Annotated in this window: 18 protein-coding genes; 16 read left to right on the forward strand and 2 right to left on the reverse strand. The window is 70.1% G+C overall.

The features are described 5' to 3' along the window. Window positions 1-17 precede the first annotated feature (17 nt). The 16 genes from fliO to ACZ5Z2_RS02760 all read left to right on the forward strand — a co-directional run bounded on the left by fliO (window position 18) and on the right by ACZ5Z2_RS02760 (window position 15,036). On the forward strand, window positions 18-383 hold the full coding sequence (fliO, locus tag ACZ5Z2_RS02685) for a flagellar biosynthetic protein FliO (RefSeq protein ID WP_464760434.1): 366 nt from the start codon (window positions 18-20) through the stop codon (window positions 381-383). Beyond that, window positions 380-1,216 carry a flagellar type III secretion system pore protein FliP gene (gene fliP / locus ACZ5Z2_RS02690; RefSeq protein WP_464760435.1) on the forward strand — a complete coding sequence of 279 codons (837 nt, stop codon included), beginning with the start codon at window positions 380-382 and terminating at the stop codon, window positions 1,214-1,216. Before fliO ends, fliP begins: the two co-directional genes overlap by 4 nt. A 766-nt stretch (window positions 1,217-1,982) precedes the next feature. Beyond that, window positions 1,983-2,252 carry a flagellar biosynthesis protein FliQ gene (gene fliQ / locus ACZ5Z2_RS02695; protein ID WP_464760436.1) on the forward strand — a complete coding sequence of 90 codons (270 nt, stop codon included), beginning with the start codon at window positions 1,983-1,985 and terminating at the stop codon, window positions 2,250-2,252. Further along, window positions 2,249-3,019: a flagellar biosynthetic protein FliR gene (gene fliR / locus ACZ5Z2_RS02700; protein WP_464760437.1), complete on the forward strand. Its 771-nt coding sequence runs from the start codon at window positions 2,249-2,251 to the stop codon at window positions 3,017-3,019. Before fliQ ends, fliR begins: the two co-directional genes overlap by 4 nt. Before the next feature lie 9 nt (window positions 3,020-3,028). Continuing rightward, window positions 3,029-4,162 carry a flagellar biosynthesis protein FlhB gene (gene flhB, locus ACZ5Z2_RS02705; protein ID WP_464760438.1) on the forward strand — a complete coding sequence of 378 codons (1,134 nt, stop codon included), beginning with the start codon at window positions 3,029-3,031 and terminating at the stop codon, window positions 4,160-4,162. 52 nt (window positions 4,163-4,214) lie between these two features. Beyond that, the gene (gene flhA, locus ACZ5Z2_RS02710; protein WP_464760439.1) at window positions 4,215-6,308 is read left to right on the forward strand and encodes a flagellar biosynthesis protein FlhA; all 2,094 of its coding nucleotides are present in this window, start codon (window positions 4,215-4,217) and stop codon (window positions 6,306-6,308) included. 123 nt (window positions 6,309-6,431) lie between these two features. Next, complete coding sequence (gene flhF / locus ACZ5Z2_RS02715; protein WP_464760440.1) at window positions 6,432-7,712, forward strand: flagellar biosynthesis protein FlhF; 1,281 nt, start codon at window positions 6,432-6,434, stop codon at window positions 7,710-7,712. 14 nt (window positions 7,713-7,726) lie between these two features. Next, window positions 7,727-8,668, forward strand: coding sequence for a nucleotide-binding protein (locus ACZ5Z2_RS02720; protein WP_464760441.1), 942 nt, complete (start codon window positions 7,727-7,729; stop codon window positions 8,666-8,668). Next, window positions 8,665-9,393, forward strand: coding sequence for an RNA polymerase sigma factor FliA (locus ACZ5Z2_RS02725; protein ID WP_464760442.1), 729 nt, complete (start codon window positions 8,665-8,667; stop codon window positions 9,391-9,393). The genes ACZ5Z2_RS02720 and ACZ5Z2_RS02725 overlap by 4 nt, the downstream gene beginning before the upstream one ends. A gap of 48 nt (window positions 9,394-9,441) precedes the next feature. After that, on the forward strand, window positions 9,442-9,849 hold the full coding sequence (gene cheY / locus ACZ5Z2_RS02730; RefSeq protein ID WP_464760443.1) for a chemotaxis response regulator CheY: 408 nt from the start codon (window positions 9,442-9,444) through the stop codon (window positions 9,847-9,849). After that, window positions 9,846-10,487: a protein phosphatase CheZ gene (locus ACZ5Z2_RS02735; protein ID WP_464760444.1), complete on the forward strand. Its 642-nt coding sequence runs from the start codon at window positions 9,846-9,848 to the stop codon at window positions 10,485-10,487. The genes cheY and ACZ5Z2_RS02735 overlap by 4 nt, the downstream gene beginning before the upstream one ends. A 13-nt stretch (window positions 10,488-10,500) precedes the next feature. Continuing rightward, the gene (locus tag ACZ5Z2_RS02740) at window positions 10,501-12,408 is read left to right on the forward strand and encodes a chemotaxis protein CheA (RefSeq protein WP_464760445.1); all 1,908 of its coding nucleotides are present in this window, start codon (window positions 10,501-10,503) and stop codon (window positions 12,406-12,408) included. 10 nt (window positions 12,409-12,418) lie between these two features. Further along, window positions 12,419-13,159 carry a flagellar motor protein gene (locus tag ACZ5Z2_RS02745; protein ID WP_464760446.1) on the forward strand — a complete coding sequence of 247 codons (741 nt, stop codon included), beginning with the start codon at window positions 12,419-12,421 and terminating at the stop codon, window positions 13,157-13,159. Beyond that, the gene (gene motD / locus ACZ5Z2_RS02750) at window positions 13,156-14,220 is read left to right on the forward strand and encodes a flagellar motor protein MotD (RefSeq protein WP_464760447.1); all 1,065 of its coding nucleotides are present in this window, start codon (window positions 13,156-13,158) and stop codon (window positions 14,218-14,220) included. Before ACZ5Z2_RS02745 ends, motD begins: the two co-directional genes overlap by 4 nt. Then, complete coding sequence (locus tag ACZ5Z2_RS02755) at window positions 14,217-14,699, forward strand: chemotaxis protein CheW (protein ID WP_464760448.1); 483 nt, start codon at window positions 14,217-14,219, stop codon at window positions 14,697-14,699. The genes motD and ACZ5Z2_RS02755 overlap by 4 nt, the downstream gene beginning before the upstream one ends. Next, window positions 14,689-15,036, forward strand: coding sequence for a DUF2802 domain-containing protein (locus tag ACZ5Z2_RS02760; RefSeq protein WP_464760449.1), 348 nt, complete (start codon window positions 14,689-14,691; stop codon window positions 15,034-15,036). Before ACZ5Z2_RS02755 ends, ACZ5Z2_RS02760 begins: the two co-directional genes overlap by 11 nt. 12 nt (window positions 15,037-15,048) lie before the next feature. Here ACZ5Z2_RS02760 and ACZ5Z2_RS02765 read toward each other — a convergent pair whose 3' ends face one another. Beyond that, the gene (locus ACZ5Z2_RS02765) at window positions 15,049-15,330 is read right to left on the reverse strand and encodes a flagellar biosynthesis protein (RefSeq protein ID WP_464760450.1); all 282 of its coding nucleotides are present in this window, start codon (window positions 15,328-15,330) and stop codon (window positions 15,049-15,051) included. Beyond that, window positions 15,327-16,475 carry a flagellar hook-length control protein FliK gene (fliK, locus tag ACZ5Z2_RS02770; RefSeq protein ID WP_464760451.1) on the reverse strand — a complete coding sequence of 383 codons (1,149 nt, stop codon included), beginning with the start codon at window positions 16,473-16,475 and terminating at the stop codon, window positions 15,327-15,329. Before fliK ends, ACZ5Z2_RS02765 begins: the two co-directional genes overlap by 4 nt. Window positions 16,476-16,546 lie beyond the last annotated feature (71 nt).

Genomic DNA, 16,546 nt, shown 5'->3' on the forward strand with positions numbered 1-16,546 from the left:
TTCGCAGGGCGCTCGCGTTGGCGCCGGCCGCCGTGCCGGCGGCGGACATCGACGTGGGCGGCGAATTGCTGCGCGTGCTGCTCAGCCTTGCCGCGGTGGTGGCGCTGATCTTCGCGGCGGGCTGGCTGAGCCGGCGCATGCAGGCGCGCAGCCGGCCCGGCGGGCGGCGCATCCGCTGCGTGGAGGCGATGGCGGTGGGCGCGCGCGACCGCGTGCTGCTGATCGAGGCCGACGGCAAGCGTTTGCTGGTGGGCGTGGGGCCGGGCGGCATGCGCACCCTGCACGTCTACGAAGGCAGCGCGCCGGTGGAGGACGACCCGGTCGCCCTGCCGGCCGTGCCCGATCTCGCCCAGCTGCTGTCGCGCTGGAGAGGCAAGTCGTGAGCCGCCGTCTTGCCGCCGTGCGCCGATGGCTGGCGCTCGTCCTGCTGCTGTTGCCGGCGCTCGCGCTGGCCGCGCCGCAGTCGGCGCGCAACGCCGCGCCGGCAGGCAACGCGCCGGCGCTGTCGATGCCGGCCAGCCCGTCCGGCATCGGCGGCGCGGGCATCCCCGTGCTGACCGTGCGCAACGCGCCGGACGGCGCGAAGAACTGGACGCTGTCGCTGCAGATGCTGGCGCTGCTCACCGCGCTGACCATGCTGCCGGCGATCTTCCTGATGATGACCTCGTTCACCCGCATCATCATCGTGCTGGGCTTCCTGCGGCAGGCGTTGGGCACGCAGTCCACGCCGCCGAACCAGGTGCTGCTGGGGCTGGCGCTGTTCCTCACCCTGTTCGTGATGTCGCCGGTGCTCAACCGCGCCTACGCCGACGGCGTGAAGCCGTACATGGACGGCCAGCTGAGCGCCGAGCAGGCGCTGCCGGCGGCCAGCGCGCCGTTCAAGCGCTTCATGCTCGACCAGACCCGCGAGGCGGATCTGCAGCTGTTCACCAAGCTGGCCGGCGAGCAGCCCTACGCCAGCAAGGCCGACGTGCCGTTCAAGGTGGCGATGCCGGCCTTCATCACCTCGGAACTCAAGACCGCGTTCCAGATGGGCTTCCTGCTGTTCATCCCGTTCCTCATCATCGACCTGGTGGTGGCGAGCGTGCTGATGTCGATGGGCATGATGATGGTGTCGCCTTCGCTGATCTCGCTGCCGTTCAAGATCATGCTGTTCGTGCTGGTGGACGGGTGGACGCTGCTGCTGGGAACCCTGGCCGGGAGCTTCTACACATGAGCGCCGCGCTGCTGTTCACGCCCTCTCCCATGCGGGGAGAGGGCCGGGGTGAGGGGCGGGTGCTCGCGATGCCCTTCGTTTCCCCTCTCCCGCTTGCGGGAGAGGGGCGGGAGAGAGGGGCTTTTGCTTCCGTGCTTCCGGAAGTTTCAAAGCGGTTTCGTCTGCCTGTCGGCAGCCGAGCTACTTCTCTTTTGCTTGTCCAAAAGAGAAGTAGCCAAGAGAAAACGACACCCCGATTGGCGCTTGCCGGGCTTCGTGCCCGGCAAGTTCGTGAGCCGGGGCCGGGCTTTTCGAGCGGGCTCCTGCCCGCGCGAAAAGGCGAGCCCGTCCTTGGGCTCGCCCGCTGCGCGGCCTTGTCGTCCCCGCCTCACCGCCGCCCAGGGGCCCCGGAGGAGCAGGTGCGCATCGTGCGCGCCAGAAGCCAGAGCGCCGCAAGCTCGCGGCCCTTGCTCTTGCTCTTGCTTCTGCGCGCTGGGAGCGCGCTGCTTTTCCGGGGCCCCTATGGTGTGGCGGGTGGGCAGAGGAAAGTCCGCAGGATGGCCCGCAGGGATGAGGGCCAGTTTTTCGCCGGGACAGGAGTCCCGTCGAAAAACCCCGTAGCCCACCCGCGCACCCAGAAGGCAGGATGCCTGGAGGGCACGCCACCGGGGTGGCCTCTCTTTTGGTCACTTTTCTCTGGCCACGCAGAGAAAAGTGACTCGCCCTCCGAAGGAGGACGAAAGCTTTTTGTCGCTGTATCGGCGAGCCGAGCCGAGGGTGTGTCCCCATGACCCCCGAATCCATCATGGAAATCGGCCAGCACGCGCTCTACGTGGCGATGCTGGTGGCCGCGCCGCTGCTGCTCACGGCGCTGGTGGTGGGCCTGCTGATCGGCGTGATCCAGGCGGCCACGCAGATCAACGAGATGACGCTGAGCTTCATCCCCAAGCTGATCGCGATGGCGCTGGTGGCCTTGATCGCGGGGCCGTGGATGCTGCGCCTGCTGGTGCACTACACGGCGGAATTGATCCAGGGGCTGCCGGGGATGATGCGGTGACCGTGCTGGACGTGGCCATGCTGATGCCGTGGATGGATCGGTTCCTGTGGGCGCTGGCGCGCGTGGGCGGGGTTTGCCTGGTCGCGCCGGTGTTCGGCGCCTCGGTGGTGCCGATGCGCGTGCGCGCGTGCGTGGTGTTGCTGCTGACCTTCGTGCTGGTGCCGCTGGCGCCGGACGTGACGGACGTGCTCGGCGCGGCCGGCATGGCGAACCTGGCCGGCCAGTTCGTGGCGGGCGCGGCGGTGGGCTTCGTGCTGCAGCTGGTGTTCGACGCGGTGCAGTTCGGCGGCGGCCTGGTGGGGCAGGGCATGAGCCTGGGTTTTGCCGAGGTGGTCGATCCGCAGGCCGGCGGCAACGCCAACGTGCTGGGCCAGTTCTACCTGGCGCTGGTGACCCTGCTGTTCCTGGCGATGGACGGCCACCTGCAGTTGATCGCGCTGCTGGCCGACGGCTTCCGCCATGCGTCGCCGGGCGAGGCCGCCATCGACGCCAACGGCCTGCATGCGGTGATGGCCTTCGGCGTGCAGTTGTTCGGCGGCGCGGTGCGCGTGGCCCTGCCGGCGATGACCTCGCTGCTGCTGGTGAACATCGGCTTTGCGGCGATCAGCCGCGCGGCGCCGTCGATGAACCTGTTCGCGGTGGGTTTCCCGATCACCGTGTCGCTGGGCTTCATCGCGCTGTGGCTCTCCCTGCGCAGCCTGCCCGGCGCGTTCGCGACCTTGCAGGACGCCGCCTGGAACCTGATGCGCCAGTTGCTGGGCGGTTAGGGCCGAACCGTGGCCGACGACAGCGACCAGGAAAAAACCGAACAGCCGACAGAAAAACGGCTGAAGGAATCGCGCGAGAAAGGCGAGGTTCCGCGATCGCGCGACCTCTCCGGCGCGGCGGTGGTGCTGGCCGGCGTGGCGGCGCTGATGGCCGGCGGGCGGGCCTCGTTCGGGCACGCGCGGAACATCTTCCTGCTGGGCCTGGGCTATTCGCGCGAGGCGCTGTTTTCCGACACGTTGCCGGGGCGCACGCTGCATGTGGCGGTGAGCGAGGCGCTGGCGCTGTTCGCGCCGGTGGCGTTGGCCACCGTGCTGGCCGCACTGGCCGCGCCGCTGCTGCTGGGCGGTCTCAACTTCAGCACGCAGGCGCTGGAGCCGAAGTTCAGCCGCCTGGATCCGGTCGCGGGCCTGGGCCGCATCTTCGCGATACGCGGCCTGGTGGAGCTGGGCAAGGCGCTGCTGAAGGTGGTGTTCATCGGCGCGGTGCTGGCGCTGCTGATGCGCCATTGGCAGGCCGGCATCCAGGCCACCGGGCGCGGCTCCGCGGTGGACGGCATCGTGGAGGCGATGAGCCTGATGGGGCAGGCCGCGCTGTGGTTCGGCGGCATCCTGGCGCTGCTCGGCGGCATCGACGCGGTGTACCAGAAGTACGACTACAACAAGAACCTGCGCATGAGCCGGCAGGAGATCAAGGACGAGATGAAGGAGAGCGAGGGCAGCCCCGAGATCAAGGGCCGCATCCGCCAGGTGCAGATGGCGCAGGCGCGCCGCCGCATGATGGAGGAACTGCCCAAGGCCGACGTGGTGGTGGTCAACCCCACCCACTTCGCGGTGGCGCTGCGCTACGACGACGGCCGCATGGGCGCGCCGCGGGTGATCGCCAAGGGCGCGGACATGCTGGCCCAGCAGATCCGCCTGGTGGCGGGCAGCCACCGCATCCCGCTGGTCGAGGCGCCGCCGCTGGCACGAGCCTTGTATGCCTCCACCAAGCTGGGCCAGGAGATCCCCGCTGCGCTCTACGTGGCGGTGGCTCAGGTGCTCGTCTACGTCTACCAGCTGAAGCAGGCTGCGGCGCATGGCGAAGCGCCGCCGGCCGCGCCGAACCCCGAGGTCGATCCCGACCTGATGGGGCCATATCGCTGACGGGCTGCCAAAACAGCCTGCCATCCTTCAACACGCAGCACGAGTCAAAACCATGACGGGCACGCAGGTACTGGGCAGTTTCAAGCAGCTGGCGCGACGGGGCGCCGGCGCGCCGGTGATGATGCTGGTGATGCTGGCGATGATGATGTTGCCGCTGCCGCCGTTCCTGCTCGACATCCTGTTCAGCTTCAACATCGCGCTGTCGCTGGTGATCCTGCTGGCGGTGGTCTACGTGATGCGGCCGCTGGAGTTCGCCGCATTCCCCACCGTGGTGCTGATGGCCACCCTGCTGCGCCTGGCGCTCAACATCGCCTCCACCCGCGTGGTGCTGCTGCACGGCCACGACGGCGCCGGCGCCGCGGGCAAGGTGATCGAGGCGTTCGGCGAGTTCGTGATCGGCGGCAACTTCGCGGTGGGCCTGGTGGTGTTCGCCATCATCACCATCATCAACTTCGTGGTGGTCACCAAGGGCGCCACCCGCGTGTCCGAGGTGACCGCCCGCTTCACCCTGGATGCCATGCCCGGCAAGCAGATGGCGATCGACGCCGACCTCAACGCCGGCCTGCTCACCCAGGAGCAGGCGCGCGAGCGCCGCCAGGAAGTGCGCGAGGAAGCGGACTTCTACGGCTCGATGGACGGCGCCTCCAAGTTCGTGCGCGGCGACGCCACCGCCGGCATCCTGATCCTGCTCATCAACATCGTGGGCGGCTTCTTCGTGGGCGTGATGCAGCACGGCCTGTCCGCCAGCGAGGCGGCGCAGACCTACACCCTGCTGACCATTGGCGACGGCCTGGTGGCGCAGGTGCCGGCGCTGATGCTGTCGGTGGCCACCGCGATCATCGTCACCCGCGTCTCCAAGGCGCAGGACATGGGCCGGCAACTGGCCCGCCAGGTGTTTGGTCAGCCGCGCGCGCTGGCGGTGGCGGCGGCGGTGCTGATCGCCATGGGCCTGGTGCCCGGCATGCCCAACCTCGCCTTCCTGCTGCTGGGCGGCGTGTGCGCCGGCGCAGCCTGGCTGCTGTTCAAGCGCCAACACGAAACGCGTGAGCAACTCGCCGCCGGCCCCGCCGAGGCGCCGGTCGCCGCGGCGCCCGCCGAGCGCGTGGAGCTGGGCTGGGAGGACGTCGCCACGGTCGATCCGCTGGGGCTGGAAGTGGGCTACCGGCTGATCCCGCTGGTGGACGCGCATCAGGGCGGCGAGCTGATGGGGCGGATCAAGTCGGTGCGCCGCAAGCTGTCGCAGGAGCTGGGCTTCCTGATTCCCGCGGTGCACATCCGCGACAACCTCGACCTCGGCCCCAACGCCTACCGCATCATGCTGATGGGCGTGCCGATGGGCGAGGCCGAGGTGCATACCGAGCGCCTGCTGGCGATCAACCCGGGCCAGGTGCACGGCACGCTGGCCGGCATCGCCACGCAGGATCCGGCCTTCGGCCTGGAGGCGGTGTGGATCGAGCTGGGCCAGCGCGAGCTGGCGCAAAGCTACGGCTACACCGTGGTCGATCCGGCCACGGTGATCGCCACGCATCTCTCGCACATCCTGCAGGGCCACGCACACGAACTGCTCAGCCACCAGGACGTGCAGCAACTGCTGGATCGCCTCGCGCAGAGCGCGCCCAAGCTGGTGGAGGATCTGGTGCCCAAGCGCCTGTCGCTGGGCGTGGTGGTGAAGGTGCTGCAGAACCTGCTGGCCGAGCGCGTGCCGATCCGCAACATGCGGAGCATTGTCGAATCCTTGGCGGAGCATGCCGGGCAGAGTCAGGATCCCGGCATGCTCACCGCTGCCGTGCGCGTGGCGCTGGGCCGGCAGATCGTGCAGGAGATCGCCGGCCTGGGCACCGAGATCCCGGTCATCACGCTGGCGCCGGAGCTGGAGCAGATCCTGCTCGGCTCGATGTCCGGCGCGGGCGGCATGGCCGGCGCGGCGGTCGAACCGGGCCTCGCCGACCGCCTGCAGCAGAGCGTGGCCGACGCCGCGCGCAAGCAGGAAATGAGCGGCGAGCCGGCCGTGCTGCTGGTCGCGCCGCAGCTGCGGCCGTGGCTCGCGCGCTTCACCCGCCATGTGGCACAAAACCTGCACGTGCTGGCCTACAACGAGGTGCCCGACAACCGTCGGGTGCGCTTGGTACAGGCGTTGGGGCGGTAAGAACCGGGGTTCGGGATTCGGGATGGTGGATTCGTCAAAAGCCGGGGCGCCGCAAGCTCGTCGCGCCGCCGGCTCTTTCGGATCCCCAGGCCCCGATCTCCGATCCCGCTTGCGGAGCAAGCTATGAAGATCAAACGTTTCGTGGCGCCAGACATGCGCCAGGCAATGCGCGAAGTGCGCGAGGAGCAGGGGCCGGACGCGGTGATCCTGTCCACCCGGCGCATGGACGACGGCATCGAGGTGATCGCCGCCATCGACTACGACGAGGCGCTGGTGCGCGAGGCGGCCAGGCACGGTGGGCCGGTCGAAGCGGTGGCCGCACCGCAGTCGCAACAACAGCCGCAGCCGCAGCCGGTGGCGAAAGCCGCGCCGGCACCTGCCGCGCCGAGCCGTCCGCGCGCGCCGGTGCCGCCGGTCGCCGCGCCGGTGGCCACAGTGCAGCCGGCAACGACGCATCCGCTGATGGAACGCGCCGCCCGCGACACCGCGCAGTTGCGCAGCGACTTCAACGAACTGCGCGCGATGCTGGAGGTGCAGCTGTCCAGCCTCGCCTGGAACGACATGGAGCGGCGCCAGCCGCTGCGCGCGCGCATCCTGCGCGAGATGACCCGGCTGGGCATCGAGCCCGACGTGGCGCGCACCCTGGTGAACGAGCTGCCGGAACAGATCAACGCCGATCAGGCGCGCTACCTGCCGCTGGGCATCCTCAGCCGCAGCCTGGCGGTGAGCGGCCGCGACCTGTGCGGCGACGAGCGCAGCGTCACCGCCCTGGTCGGCCCCACCGGCGTGGGCAAGACCACGACCATCGCGAAGCTCGCCGCGCGGGCGGTGATGCGCCATGGCGCCGCCAAGGTGGCGCTGGTCAGCACCGACCACTACCGCATCGGCGCCGCCGCGCAGCTGGAACACTATGGCCGCCTGCTCGGCGTGCAGGTGTACCCGGCCTACGACGCGCGCAGCCTCGGCAAGGTGCTGGAGATGCTGGCCGGCCGCCATACCGTGCTGATCGACACCGCCGGCATGGCCGGCAGCGACCCGCGGCTGTCGCAGCAGCTGGAGATCCTCGCCGGCGCCGGCGAGCTGCGCTCCTGCCTGGTGCTGGCCGCCAATGCGCAGAGCCATTCGCTGGAAGAGGCGATGGGCGCCTACCGCGAACTGAACCCGCACGCCTGTATCCTCACCAAGCTGGACGAGGCGCCGCGGCTGGGCGGCGCGCTGTCGGTGCTGATCCGCCACCGCCTGCCGCTGGATTACGTCACCGACGGTCAACGCGTACCGGAGGATATTGCCACCGCCGACGCACGCGAACTGGTGTGCCGCGCCGCCCGCGCCGTCAAGGCGAGCGCGAATCCCGACGACGACATGATGGCCGAGCGCTTCGGCCTGGCTGTGGCAGAGGCATGAGTGGAGTGTTTGCGATGAATCAGGCTTCCGGGTTGACGCAGTTGCTGGCCGCCATGGTGGTGCCGCCCACGCCAGCCCAGATGCCCGCCGCCGGCCACCAGGCCGACGGCCTGCTCACGGCGGTGCCGTCGTCGCGGCGGCATTGCAAGACCATCGCGGTCACCGGCGGCAAGGGCGGGGTGGGCAAGAGCACGCTGGCGGTGAACCTCGGCGCGGCGCTGGCCGGCGCCGGCCGCGAGGTGATGCTGCTGGACGCCGACACCGGCCTGGCGAACGTGGACGTGATGCTCGGCCTGTCCCCCACCCGCCACATCGGCCACATGCTGGACGGCGAATGCTCGCTGGAATCGCTGGTGATGCCCGCGGCCTGCGGCCTGCAGGTGGTGCCGGCCGGCTCCGGCGCGCGCCGGCTGGCGCAACTGGACAGCAATCAGCTGGCGGCGATCATCCGCGCCTTCGACGAGCTGGCGCGTCCGCCGGAGTTCCTGCTGGTGGACACCGCGGCCGGCCTGTCCGACAGCGTGACGATGTTCGCTGCCGCCGTGGACGACGTGGTGCTGGTGGTGTGCGACGAGCCGGCCTCGCTCACCGATGCCTACGGGCTGGCCAAGGTGCTCAGCCGCGATTTCGGCGTGCGCCGCCTGCGCATGGTGGCCAACATGGTGCGCAACGAGGCCGACGCGCGCCTGCTGCACCAGAAGCTGGCGCGGGTCAGCGACCGCTTCCTCGACCTGGTCATCGAATTCTGCGGCTGGATACCACACGACGAAAGGCTGCGCCAGGCGATCCGCCGCCAGGCAGCCGTGGTAGAACTGTGGCCGTCGAGTCCGTCGGCCAGGGCATTCAAGAAACTGGCCGAGTCGGTCGATAAGTGGGTCGAGCCCGGTCGCGCGGGTCTCGATCGCATCTCCTTCTTCGGTGGCCGGGCGGTTCCGGCCGGGGGAACCCCGGGATGAGCGCGACTTCGGAATATCTACAATTCTCCCGCGGAAGTGCCGACGAACTGGTACGTCGGCACGCGCCGTTGGTTCGGCGGATCGCCTACCACCTGATGGGGCGGCTGCCGGCCAGCGTCGATGTGGGCGACCTGATCCAGGCGGGGATGATCGGTTTGCTTGAGGCAGCGCGCCATTTTGCCAACGACAAGGGGGCCAGCTTCGAGACGTTCGCGGGCATCCGCATCCGTGGCGCGATGCTGGACGAGCTGCGCCGCGCCGACTGGACGCCGCGCTCGGTGCACCGCAAGACCCGCGAGGTGGCCGAGACGATCCGCCAGATCGAGGCCGAGACCGGCGCCGAGGCGGACGACGCCGAAGTCATCCGGCGGCTCGGCATCAGCGCGGAGGAGTACCACCAGGTGCTCTCGGACGCGCTTTCCTCGCGCCTGCTCAGCCTCACCTCCTCCGACGACAGCGAAGAGCCCAGCGTGTACGACGTGGCCGACGAGAACAGCCTGTCGCCGGACGAGGGCATCGAGCACAGCGGCATGCGCGAAGCGCTGGTCGAGGCCATCGTCGAACTGCCCGAACGCGAGCAACTGGTGATGTCGCTGTACTACGAGCAGGAGCTCAATCTCAAGGAAATCGGCGCCGTGCTCGGCGTCAGCGAGTCGCGCGTGTGCCAGATCCACGGCCAGGCCGTGATCCGGTTGCGCGGCAAGCTCTCCGGCTGGCGCACCTGAGCCGCGAACCCGCATCCCCCGCAGACCCTCGTTACGTGGAGCAGTCGTTTGGACAAGAACATGAAAATCCTGGTGGTGGACGATTTCTCCACCATGCGGCGCATCGTCAGGAACCTGCTGGTGGAGCTCGGCTTCACCAACACCCTGATCCAGGAGGCCGACGACGGCAACAACGCGCTTGCCATGTTGCGCGCCCAGCCGTTCGACCTGGTGGTCACCGACTGGAACATGCCGAACATGACCGGCATCGACCTGCTGCGCGCGATCCGCGCCGAGCCCTCGCTCAAAGGCATGCCCGTGCTGATGGTGACGGCCGAGAACAACCGCGACCAGATCATCGCCGCCGCGCAGGCGGGCGTGAACGGCTACGTGGTCAAACCTTTCACCGCGGCCACCTTGCAGGAGAAGCTCACCAAGATCTTCGAGCGGATCGCCGCCAGCGGAGCCAACGCATGAGCACCCTGATCCCCCTGGCTGGCGACGAGAACCTGCCGTCCGAACTGCGCGACCTGCTGAACAGCCCGGAGGGCCCCGCCTTCGAGCACGCGCTGGACACCATGGTGCGCCAGCGCGAGCAGCACCTGTTCCGCGCGCTGGGCCAGCTGGCCCGCGAGCTGCACGACGCCGTGCGCCGCCTCGGCGGCGAGCTGGCGCAGGAGGGCGTACCCGGCATCGTGGCCGACGCGCGCCAGCACCTGCAGGACGTGCTGGAGATGAGCGCGAACGCCGCCAATCGCAGCATCGACTTCGCCGAGCGCCTGCGGCCGCAGGCCGAAGCGCTGGCCCAGCACGCCGGCGACGTGCTCAAGCGCGCCGACGGCGACGAACTCGCCGCCGGGCTGGCGCGCGACGCGGGCGGCTTCGCCGAAACCTGCCGCACCGGCCTCGCCGACATGGTGGTGGCGCAGTCCTGGCAGGATCTCTCCGGCCAGCGCATCAAGAAGGTATCCGCCTTCATCGGCACGGTCGAAACCTCGTTGCTGGAGCTGGTGCGTCTCACCGGCGCGCTGGCGGGCGCCGAGGTGCCCGCCGACGTGGACAAGATCCACAGCCAGGAGGACGCCGACCGGCTGCTCAGCGAATTCGGTTTCTGAGGGCGCGGGCGCAGTGAACGCTGATTTCGACAACGAGCTGCGCCAGGACTTCCTCGTCGAAGCGGGCGAACTCGTCGAGCGCCTGGGCGAGCAACTGGTGGGGTTGGAAGCGGCGCCGGGCGACGGCGAACTGCTGAACGCCGTGTTCCGCGCCTTCCATACCGTCAAGGGCGGTGCCGGCTTCCTCTCGCTGGAGCCGATGGTGCAGTTGTGCCACAACGCCGAGGATCTGCTCAACCAGGCCCGCAACGGCAACCTCACGCTCGATGCCAGCTACATGGATGCGTTGCTGCAGACGCTGGATCGGCTGGTCGAGATGATGGCCGCGCTGGCCGCCGGCACGCCGCTGGCGACGCCGCCGGCCGAGCTGCTCAAGGCGCTGCTGCCGCGTGGCGTGGCGGCGGCTGCGCCGGCACCTGCGCCGGCTCCAGTGTCCGCGCCTGCGCCGGCCGCCGGGGCAGACAGCACCATCGACGACAGCGAGTTTGAGGCGCTGCTCGACAGCCTCTACGGCACCGCGGTGCCCGGCACCATCGAGCCCGCCGCGTTGCCGCCGGTCGCGGCTCCCGCGCCGGCCCCCGCCGGCACCATCGACGACGACGAGTTCGAGGCGCTGCTGGACACGTTGCACGGCAAGGGCGGCCAGCCCGGTTCGGCCGCGCCGCCGCCCGCACCCGTGGCCGCGCCGGCGCCCGCACCGGCGGCACCGGCCGCTCCCGCCGCGCGCCAGGCCGCGCCGCCCGCCGCCGAAACCACGGTGCGCGTGGACACGGCGCGGCTGGATCTGCTGGTCAACCATGCCGGCGAACTGGTGTTGGCGCGCAATCGCCTGCTCAGCCTCGCCGCGCGCCACGGCAGCGAGGCGCTGGCCGCGGCGACCGGCGAACTGGATCGCATCACCGACGAACTGCAGGGCGCGGTGATGGGCATGCGCATGCAGCCGGTGGGACGCCTGTTCCAGCGCTTCCCGCGCATCGTGCGCGACCTTGCCCGCCAGCTCGGCAAGGAGGTGGAGCTGGTGCTCGAAGGCGAAGGCACCGACCTCGACCGCAGCCTGGTCGAGGCGCTGGCCGATCCGCTGATCCACCTGCTGCGCAACGCGCTGGATCACGGCCTGGAGCAGCCCGCCGACCGCGAGCGCGCCGGCAAGCCGCGCAAGGGTCGCGTGGTGCTGGCGGCCAGCCAGCGCGGCGAACGCATCGTCATCACCGTGTCCGACGACGGCCGCGGCATGGATCCGGAGATCCTCAAGCGCAAGGCGGTGGAAAAGGGCGTGATCGACGCGGCGCAGGCCGCGCGACTGTCCGAAAGCGAGTGCTACGAGCTGATCTTCCGCCCCGGCTTCTCCACCGCTGCCACCGTGTCGGACATCTCCGGCCGCGGCGTCGGCATGGACGTGGTGAAGACCCGCATCACCGAGCTGGGCGGCACGCTGGCGGTGCATTCGCGCCTGGGCCACGGCAGCGAACTCGAACTGGCCGTGCCGCTCACGCTGGCCGTGGTGCGCGTGCTGATGGTGCGCGTGGGCAACCGGCTGCAGGCGCTGCCGCTGGGCAACGTGGAAGAGGTTTTCGAGCTCGATCCCGGCCAGGACAGCCTGCTCGACGGCCGCCTGGTGGCGCGCCACCGCGGGCGCGCGCTGCCGCTGGTGGACATGGTCGCCTGGGCCGGCGCGGCACCCGAGGCGGTGCGCCACGTGGCCGTGCTGCACATCGGCCACCAGCGGCTGGGCTGCCTCGTGCACGAAGTGCTCGGCCGCGAGGACGTCATCGTCAAGCCGCTGGGCCACCTGTTCGCCGGCGTGCCCGGCGTGGCCGGCGCCACCGTTACCGGCGATGGCCGGTTGGCGTTGGTGATGGATTTGGCCGGCCTGGCCGACGGCGCCGCGAAACCCTTCGCCCCGCTGGCGCAGACCGGTTGAGAGCCTGCTCATGGATCTGATCAGCATCATCGCCACGGTACTGGGCTTTCTGGTTCTCATCATCGGCACCATCCTCAAGGGATCGAGCGTCGATGCGTTGTGGAACGACGGCGCGTTCGTGATCGTGATATTCGGCACCGTGTCGGCGCTGCTGCTGCAGAACCAGGGCGGCGTGCTCAAGCATGCGCTGAAGATGGCGGCGATGATCTACAGGCCGCCGAACCACCGCCCCGCCGACCTCATCAGTCGCGTGGTGGGCTGGAGCGAGATCTCGCGCCGGCAGGGCCTGCTGGGACTGGAGGCGCAGATCGAGGCCGAGACCGACCCGTTCGTCAGCAAGGGCCTGCAGCTGCTGGTCGACGGCGGCGAGCCGGAGGCGATCCGCAGCGTGATGGAGGTGGAGCTGGAAACCCGCGAGGCCATCGACCTGGCCGGCGCCAAGGTGTTCGAAAGCGCCGGCGTCTTCTCGCCCACCATGGGCATCCTCGGTGCCGTGATGGGCCTGATGGCGGTGATGCAGAACCTGGCCGATCCCAGCAAGCTGGGCCACGGCATCGCCGCGGCGTTCGTGTCCACCATCTACGGCGTGGGCCTGGCCAACCTGTTCATGCTGCCGATGGCGGCGCGGCTGAAAAGCCTGGTGCACAAGCAGACCAAGATGCGCGAGATCCTGATCGAGGGGCTGGTGTCGATCGCGCAGGGCGACAACCCGCGCCAGATCGAGGCGCGCCTGCAGGGCTACGTTTCGTGAGCCGCAAGCACAAGCACGAGGAGCACCTGAACCACGAGGCCTGGGCGATCCCCTACGCCGACCTCATCACCCTGCTGCTGGCCTTCTTCGTGGTGATGTACGCCGTCTCGGTGGTCAACGCGGGCAAGTACCGGGTGCTTTCCGAGGCGATGATCGAGGCGTTCAACGGTTCCAGCCATGTCATCGCGCCGATGCCGCCCTCCAAGGTGAAGCCGCACAACGTCGATCCGTCCATCGCCTCGCCGGAAGGACAGGCGGGCGCGGTGGCGGTGGTCGCCGTGCCGATCCCGCCGCATCCGGTGGCGCTGCAGGGCGGCAACGGGCGCAACGTCGGCGCCGGCTCCGGGAAGGACAACCTCAAGCGCATCGAATCCGAGGTGCGCAAGGCGCTGCAGCCGTTGATCGACAGCAAGCAGGTGGTGGTGCGCAACAAGCAGCAGTGGCTGGAAATCGAGATCCGCACCGACATCCTGTTTCCCAGCGGCGTGGCGCAGCTGTCCGACAAGGCGCAGGTCGTGCTGCACAACCTGGCCGTCGTGCTGGCCGGCTTCAGCAATCCGCTGCGCATCGAAGGCTTCACCGACAACGTGCCGATCAGCACCGCGCAGTTCCCCTCGAACTGGGAGCTTTCCGCGGCGCGCGCGGGCAGCGTGGCGCGCCTGTTCATGGACGGCGGCATCGCGCAGGACAGGCTGGGCATCGTCGGCTGGGGCGAAACGCATCCGGTCGCCGACAACGGCACCGCGGACGGCCGCAACGCGAACCGCCGCGTGCTGGTGGTGGTGATGGGCGAAGGCTCGGCCCCGCAGCGCACGCAAAGCGACGTCGGCCAGATCGACCGCCAGTCCGGCATCTCCGTCGCTTCTTCGGTCGCCGCGCCGGCCGCCGGCTTGCCTGCCGTGCAGGTGCTGCGATCCACTTCGCCCGTGCCTGCGGACACGGCGCGCCAGCCGGAGGCCTCCGTCACCCATACGCTGCCCACCGCCACGGTGACGCCGGCGTCGGCCACTTCGGCCGCCGCCACGCCCGGCGCCGAACCGCACGCCAAGGACGCCCCATGAACACGCCCGCCATCCAGAACCATTCGGACGACGATCGCCACTGGCTGACCTTCCGCATCGGCGCGCAGCTGTATGCCGCGCGGCTGGCCGACGTCAGCGAGGTGATCCGCGACGACGAGCTGACCCCGGTGCCGGGTTCCGCTCCCGATCTGCTTGGCGTGCGGCACCTGCGCGGCCGCATCGTGCCGGTGATGGACGGGCGCCGCCGGCTCGGCCTGCCGGCGCAACCCGAAGCCGATCCGCTGGGGATTCGCATCATCATGCTGTCGCACGCGGGGCAGTCGTTGGGCCTCAAGGTCGACGCGGTGGGCGAACTGCTGGATGGCGATGGGCTGGAGATCGCGCCGCCGCCGCCCGGAAGGGTCAGCCGCGACGACGACCCGGTCAGCGGCGTGCTGCCATGGCGGGACGGCTTTGTGGTGCTGCTGGATGCGCGCCGCCTGTACCGCCTGAACGGAGGCGGCGACGATGTGGCTTGAACTTGGCGTGGTCGCATTGCTGCTGGTGGCGGCGGGCCAGAGCGTGCTGCTGGTGCTGTTGTGGCGGCAGTCGCATCGCCTGCAGCGGCGTGTCGATGCGCTGTGGCAGAACGCGGCGGGCACCAGCACCGACGTGCCCACCTCGATGCTGGTGACGGCGCTGGGCCGCGTCGAGCGCAAGCTCGGCCAGGTGGAGCGCCCCGTGCTGCCCGATCGCTCGTGGGAGCTGGCCAAGCAACTGGCGCGCGAAGGCGCCGATGTCGAACAACTGGTGGCGTGCTGCGGGCTGTCCAGTGATGAGGCGAAGCTGATTCTCGCCATGCGGACGCCGACGTAAACAGGCTCTGAGCTATTGCTCCGCCGCCGCGTCGTACACGGCGGCCAGCACCGAGGCGGCGGCGGCGTAGAGCAGCACCGGCACGTCGTCGCGCAGGCGCAGGCCGGCCAGCAGGGCGGCGATCTGCGGATCGGGGTGCAGCGGCAGGCCCATCGCCTGCGCGCGCGCGCGCAGGGCCTCCAGCGATTCCGGCGGCAGGCTGGCCCGGGATCCGACGGTGCCGCCGCCGGAAATGCGCAGGCTGACCCGGCGCACCGGCGGCGGTGCGGTCGGCGTATTGTCCGGCGCGCTCATGCGGTGGCCTGCAGCAGCACGGCGCTGTAGCGGTTCGGCGGTTCGGGCAGGCCGAGCTGGCAGGTCAGCTGATCGAGCAACAGGCCGCAGGCGGAGAGCCGCTGGCGCAGCGCGGTGAACTGGCGCTCCAGCAGGTGCACGGTGTCGGGCAGGGCGGCCCACAGGCGCACCGACAGGCGCGGTTCGCGCAACTGCAGCTCGCCCTGGATCGCGCCCAGCGTGGGCAGGTCGAGCGCGAAGCCGAGGTTCCAGCCACGGCTGCCGTCGCCGTCGTCGACGGTGTACTCGAGCTGCACCTGCAGCACGTCGCTGCCGCCTTCGCCGTGCATGGGGATTTCGATCATCCATGCCGGCAGCGGGCCGGTGCCGGACTCCAGTTGCGCCACCTCGACCCGCGCCAGTGCGGCATGCACCTCGCCCTGCAGGCGGCCCAGCAAGGGCGTCACGTCGTCCATCGGCAGCTCGGGCAAGGGCGCGCGCGGTTGCGCCTGCAGGCCGCGTTGCAGCAGCGGGGGCGCGGTTTCGCCGGCGTTCTGCCCCGGTGTTGCCGGTGATGCGGGCGCGCGGCTGTCCAGCGTGGCGGCAAGGCGCAGCAGTGCGGCCTTCCAGTCGTCCTGCAGTGCCGGCGGGGGCTGGCCCAGCGAACGGGCGAGCGTGGCTTCGAGGAACAGCCCGCTGTGGGCGATGGCTTCGCGCAGCCCTTCGCCGCGGGTGACTTCCGCCGGGCTGCGCAGCGCCTGTTCCAGCGAAGCGAGCGCGGTGCGCAGATCCGGCGGCAACTGGCGCAGCATCGGGCGCTGCGCCAGCGCATCGAGCGTGGCCAGCAGCGGCGCGTAGCCGTTCTGCTGGGGCAGGCTCTCGCGCATGGCGCGCTGCAGGGCGGCGTCGGCCGGCGGCGTGAGCATTTCCAATTGAGGCTGCGCGCCCAGGCTGAGCACGCGCACCTGGAACTGCGTGGGGAGCTGGCTGCTGAGCACGTCGGCTTCCACCGTCAGGCTGCCGATCTGCAGTATCTGCAACCCCTGCGGACTCACCCCCAGCGGCCGCGCGGACAGCACGGTGCCGATGCGCCAGCTTGGCGCGGCAGTGCCTGCGGCGGCGCCGGCCCAGGTCAGGGCGGCAAGGCTGGTCGGCTGGATGATCAAGTCGGATCCCGCATAAAAGGTATGGGCCTGAGTCGGCTAATCGGAAACGGCATCGGCGGCGTCTGCACAAA

Source organism: Rhodanobacter sp. G1, from assembly GCF_055397855.1.

Coding starts and splice junctions, on each gene's coding strand:
- fliQ (WP_464760436.1), top strand. CDS start 1,983: ATGACCCCCGAATCCATCATGGAAATCGGCCAGCACGCGCTCTACGTG.
- flhA (WP_464760439.1), top strand. CDS start 4,215: ATGACGGGCACGCAGGTACTGGGCAGTTTCAAGCAGCTGGCGCGACGG.
- flhF (WP_464760440.1), top strand. CDS start 6,432: ATGAAGATCAAACGTTTCGTGGCGCCAGACATGCGCCAGGCAATGCGC.
- ACZ5Z2_RS02720 (WP_464760441.1), top strand. CDS start 7,727: ATGAATCAGGCTTCCGGGTTGACGCAGTTGCTGGCCGCCATGGTGGTG.
- ACZ5Z2_RS02725 (WP_464760442.1), top strand. CDS start 8,665: ATGAGCGCGACTTCGGAATATCTACAATTCTCCCGCGGAAGTGCCGAC.
- ACZ5Z2_RS02735 (WP_464760444.1), top strand. CDS start 9,846: ATGAGCACCCTGATCCCCCTGGCTGGCGACGAGAACCTGCCGTCCGAA.
- ACZ5Z2_RS02745 (WP_464760446.1), top strand. CDS start 12,419: ATGGATCTGATCAGCATCATCGCCACGGTACTGGGCTTTCTGGTTCTC.
- ACZ5Z2_RS02755 (WP_464760448.1), top strand. CDS start 14,217: ATGAACACGCCCGCCATCCAGAACCATTCGGACGACGATCGCCACTGG.
- ACZ5Z2_RS02760 (WP_464760449.1), top strand. CDS start 14,689: ATGTGGCTTGAACTTGGCGTGGTCGCATTGCTGCTGGTGGCGGCGGGC.
- ACZ5Z2_RS02765 (WP_464760450.1), bottom strand. CDS start 15,330: ATGAGCGCGCCGGACAATACGCCGACCGCACCGCCGCCGGTGCGCCGG.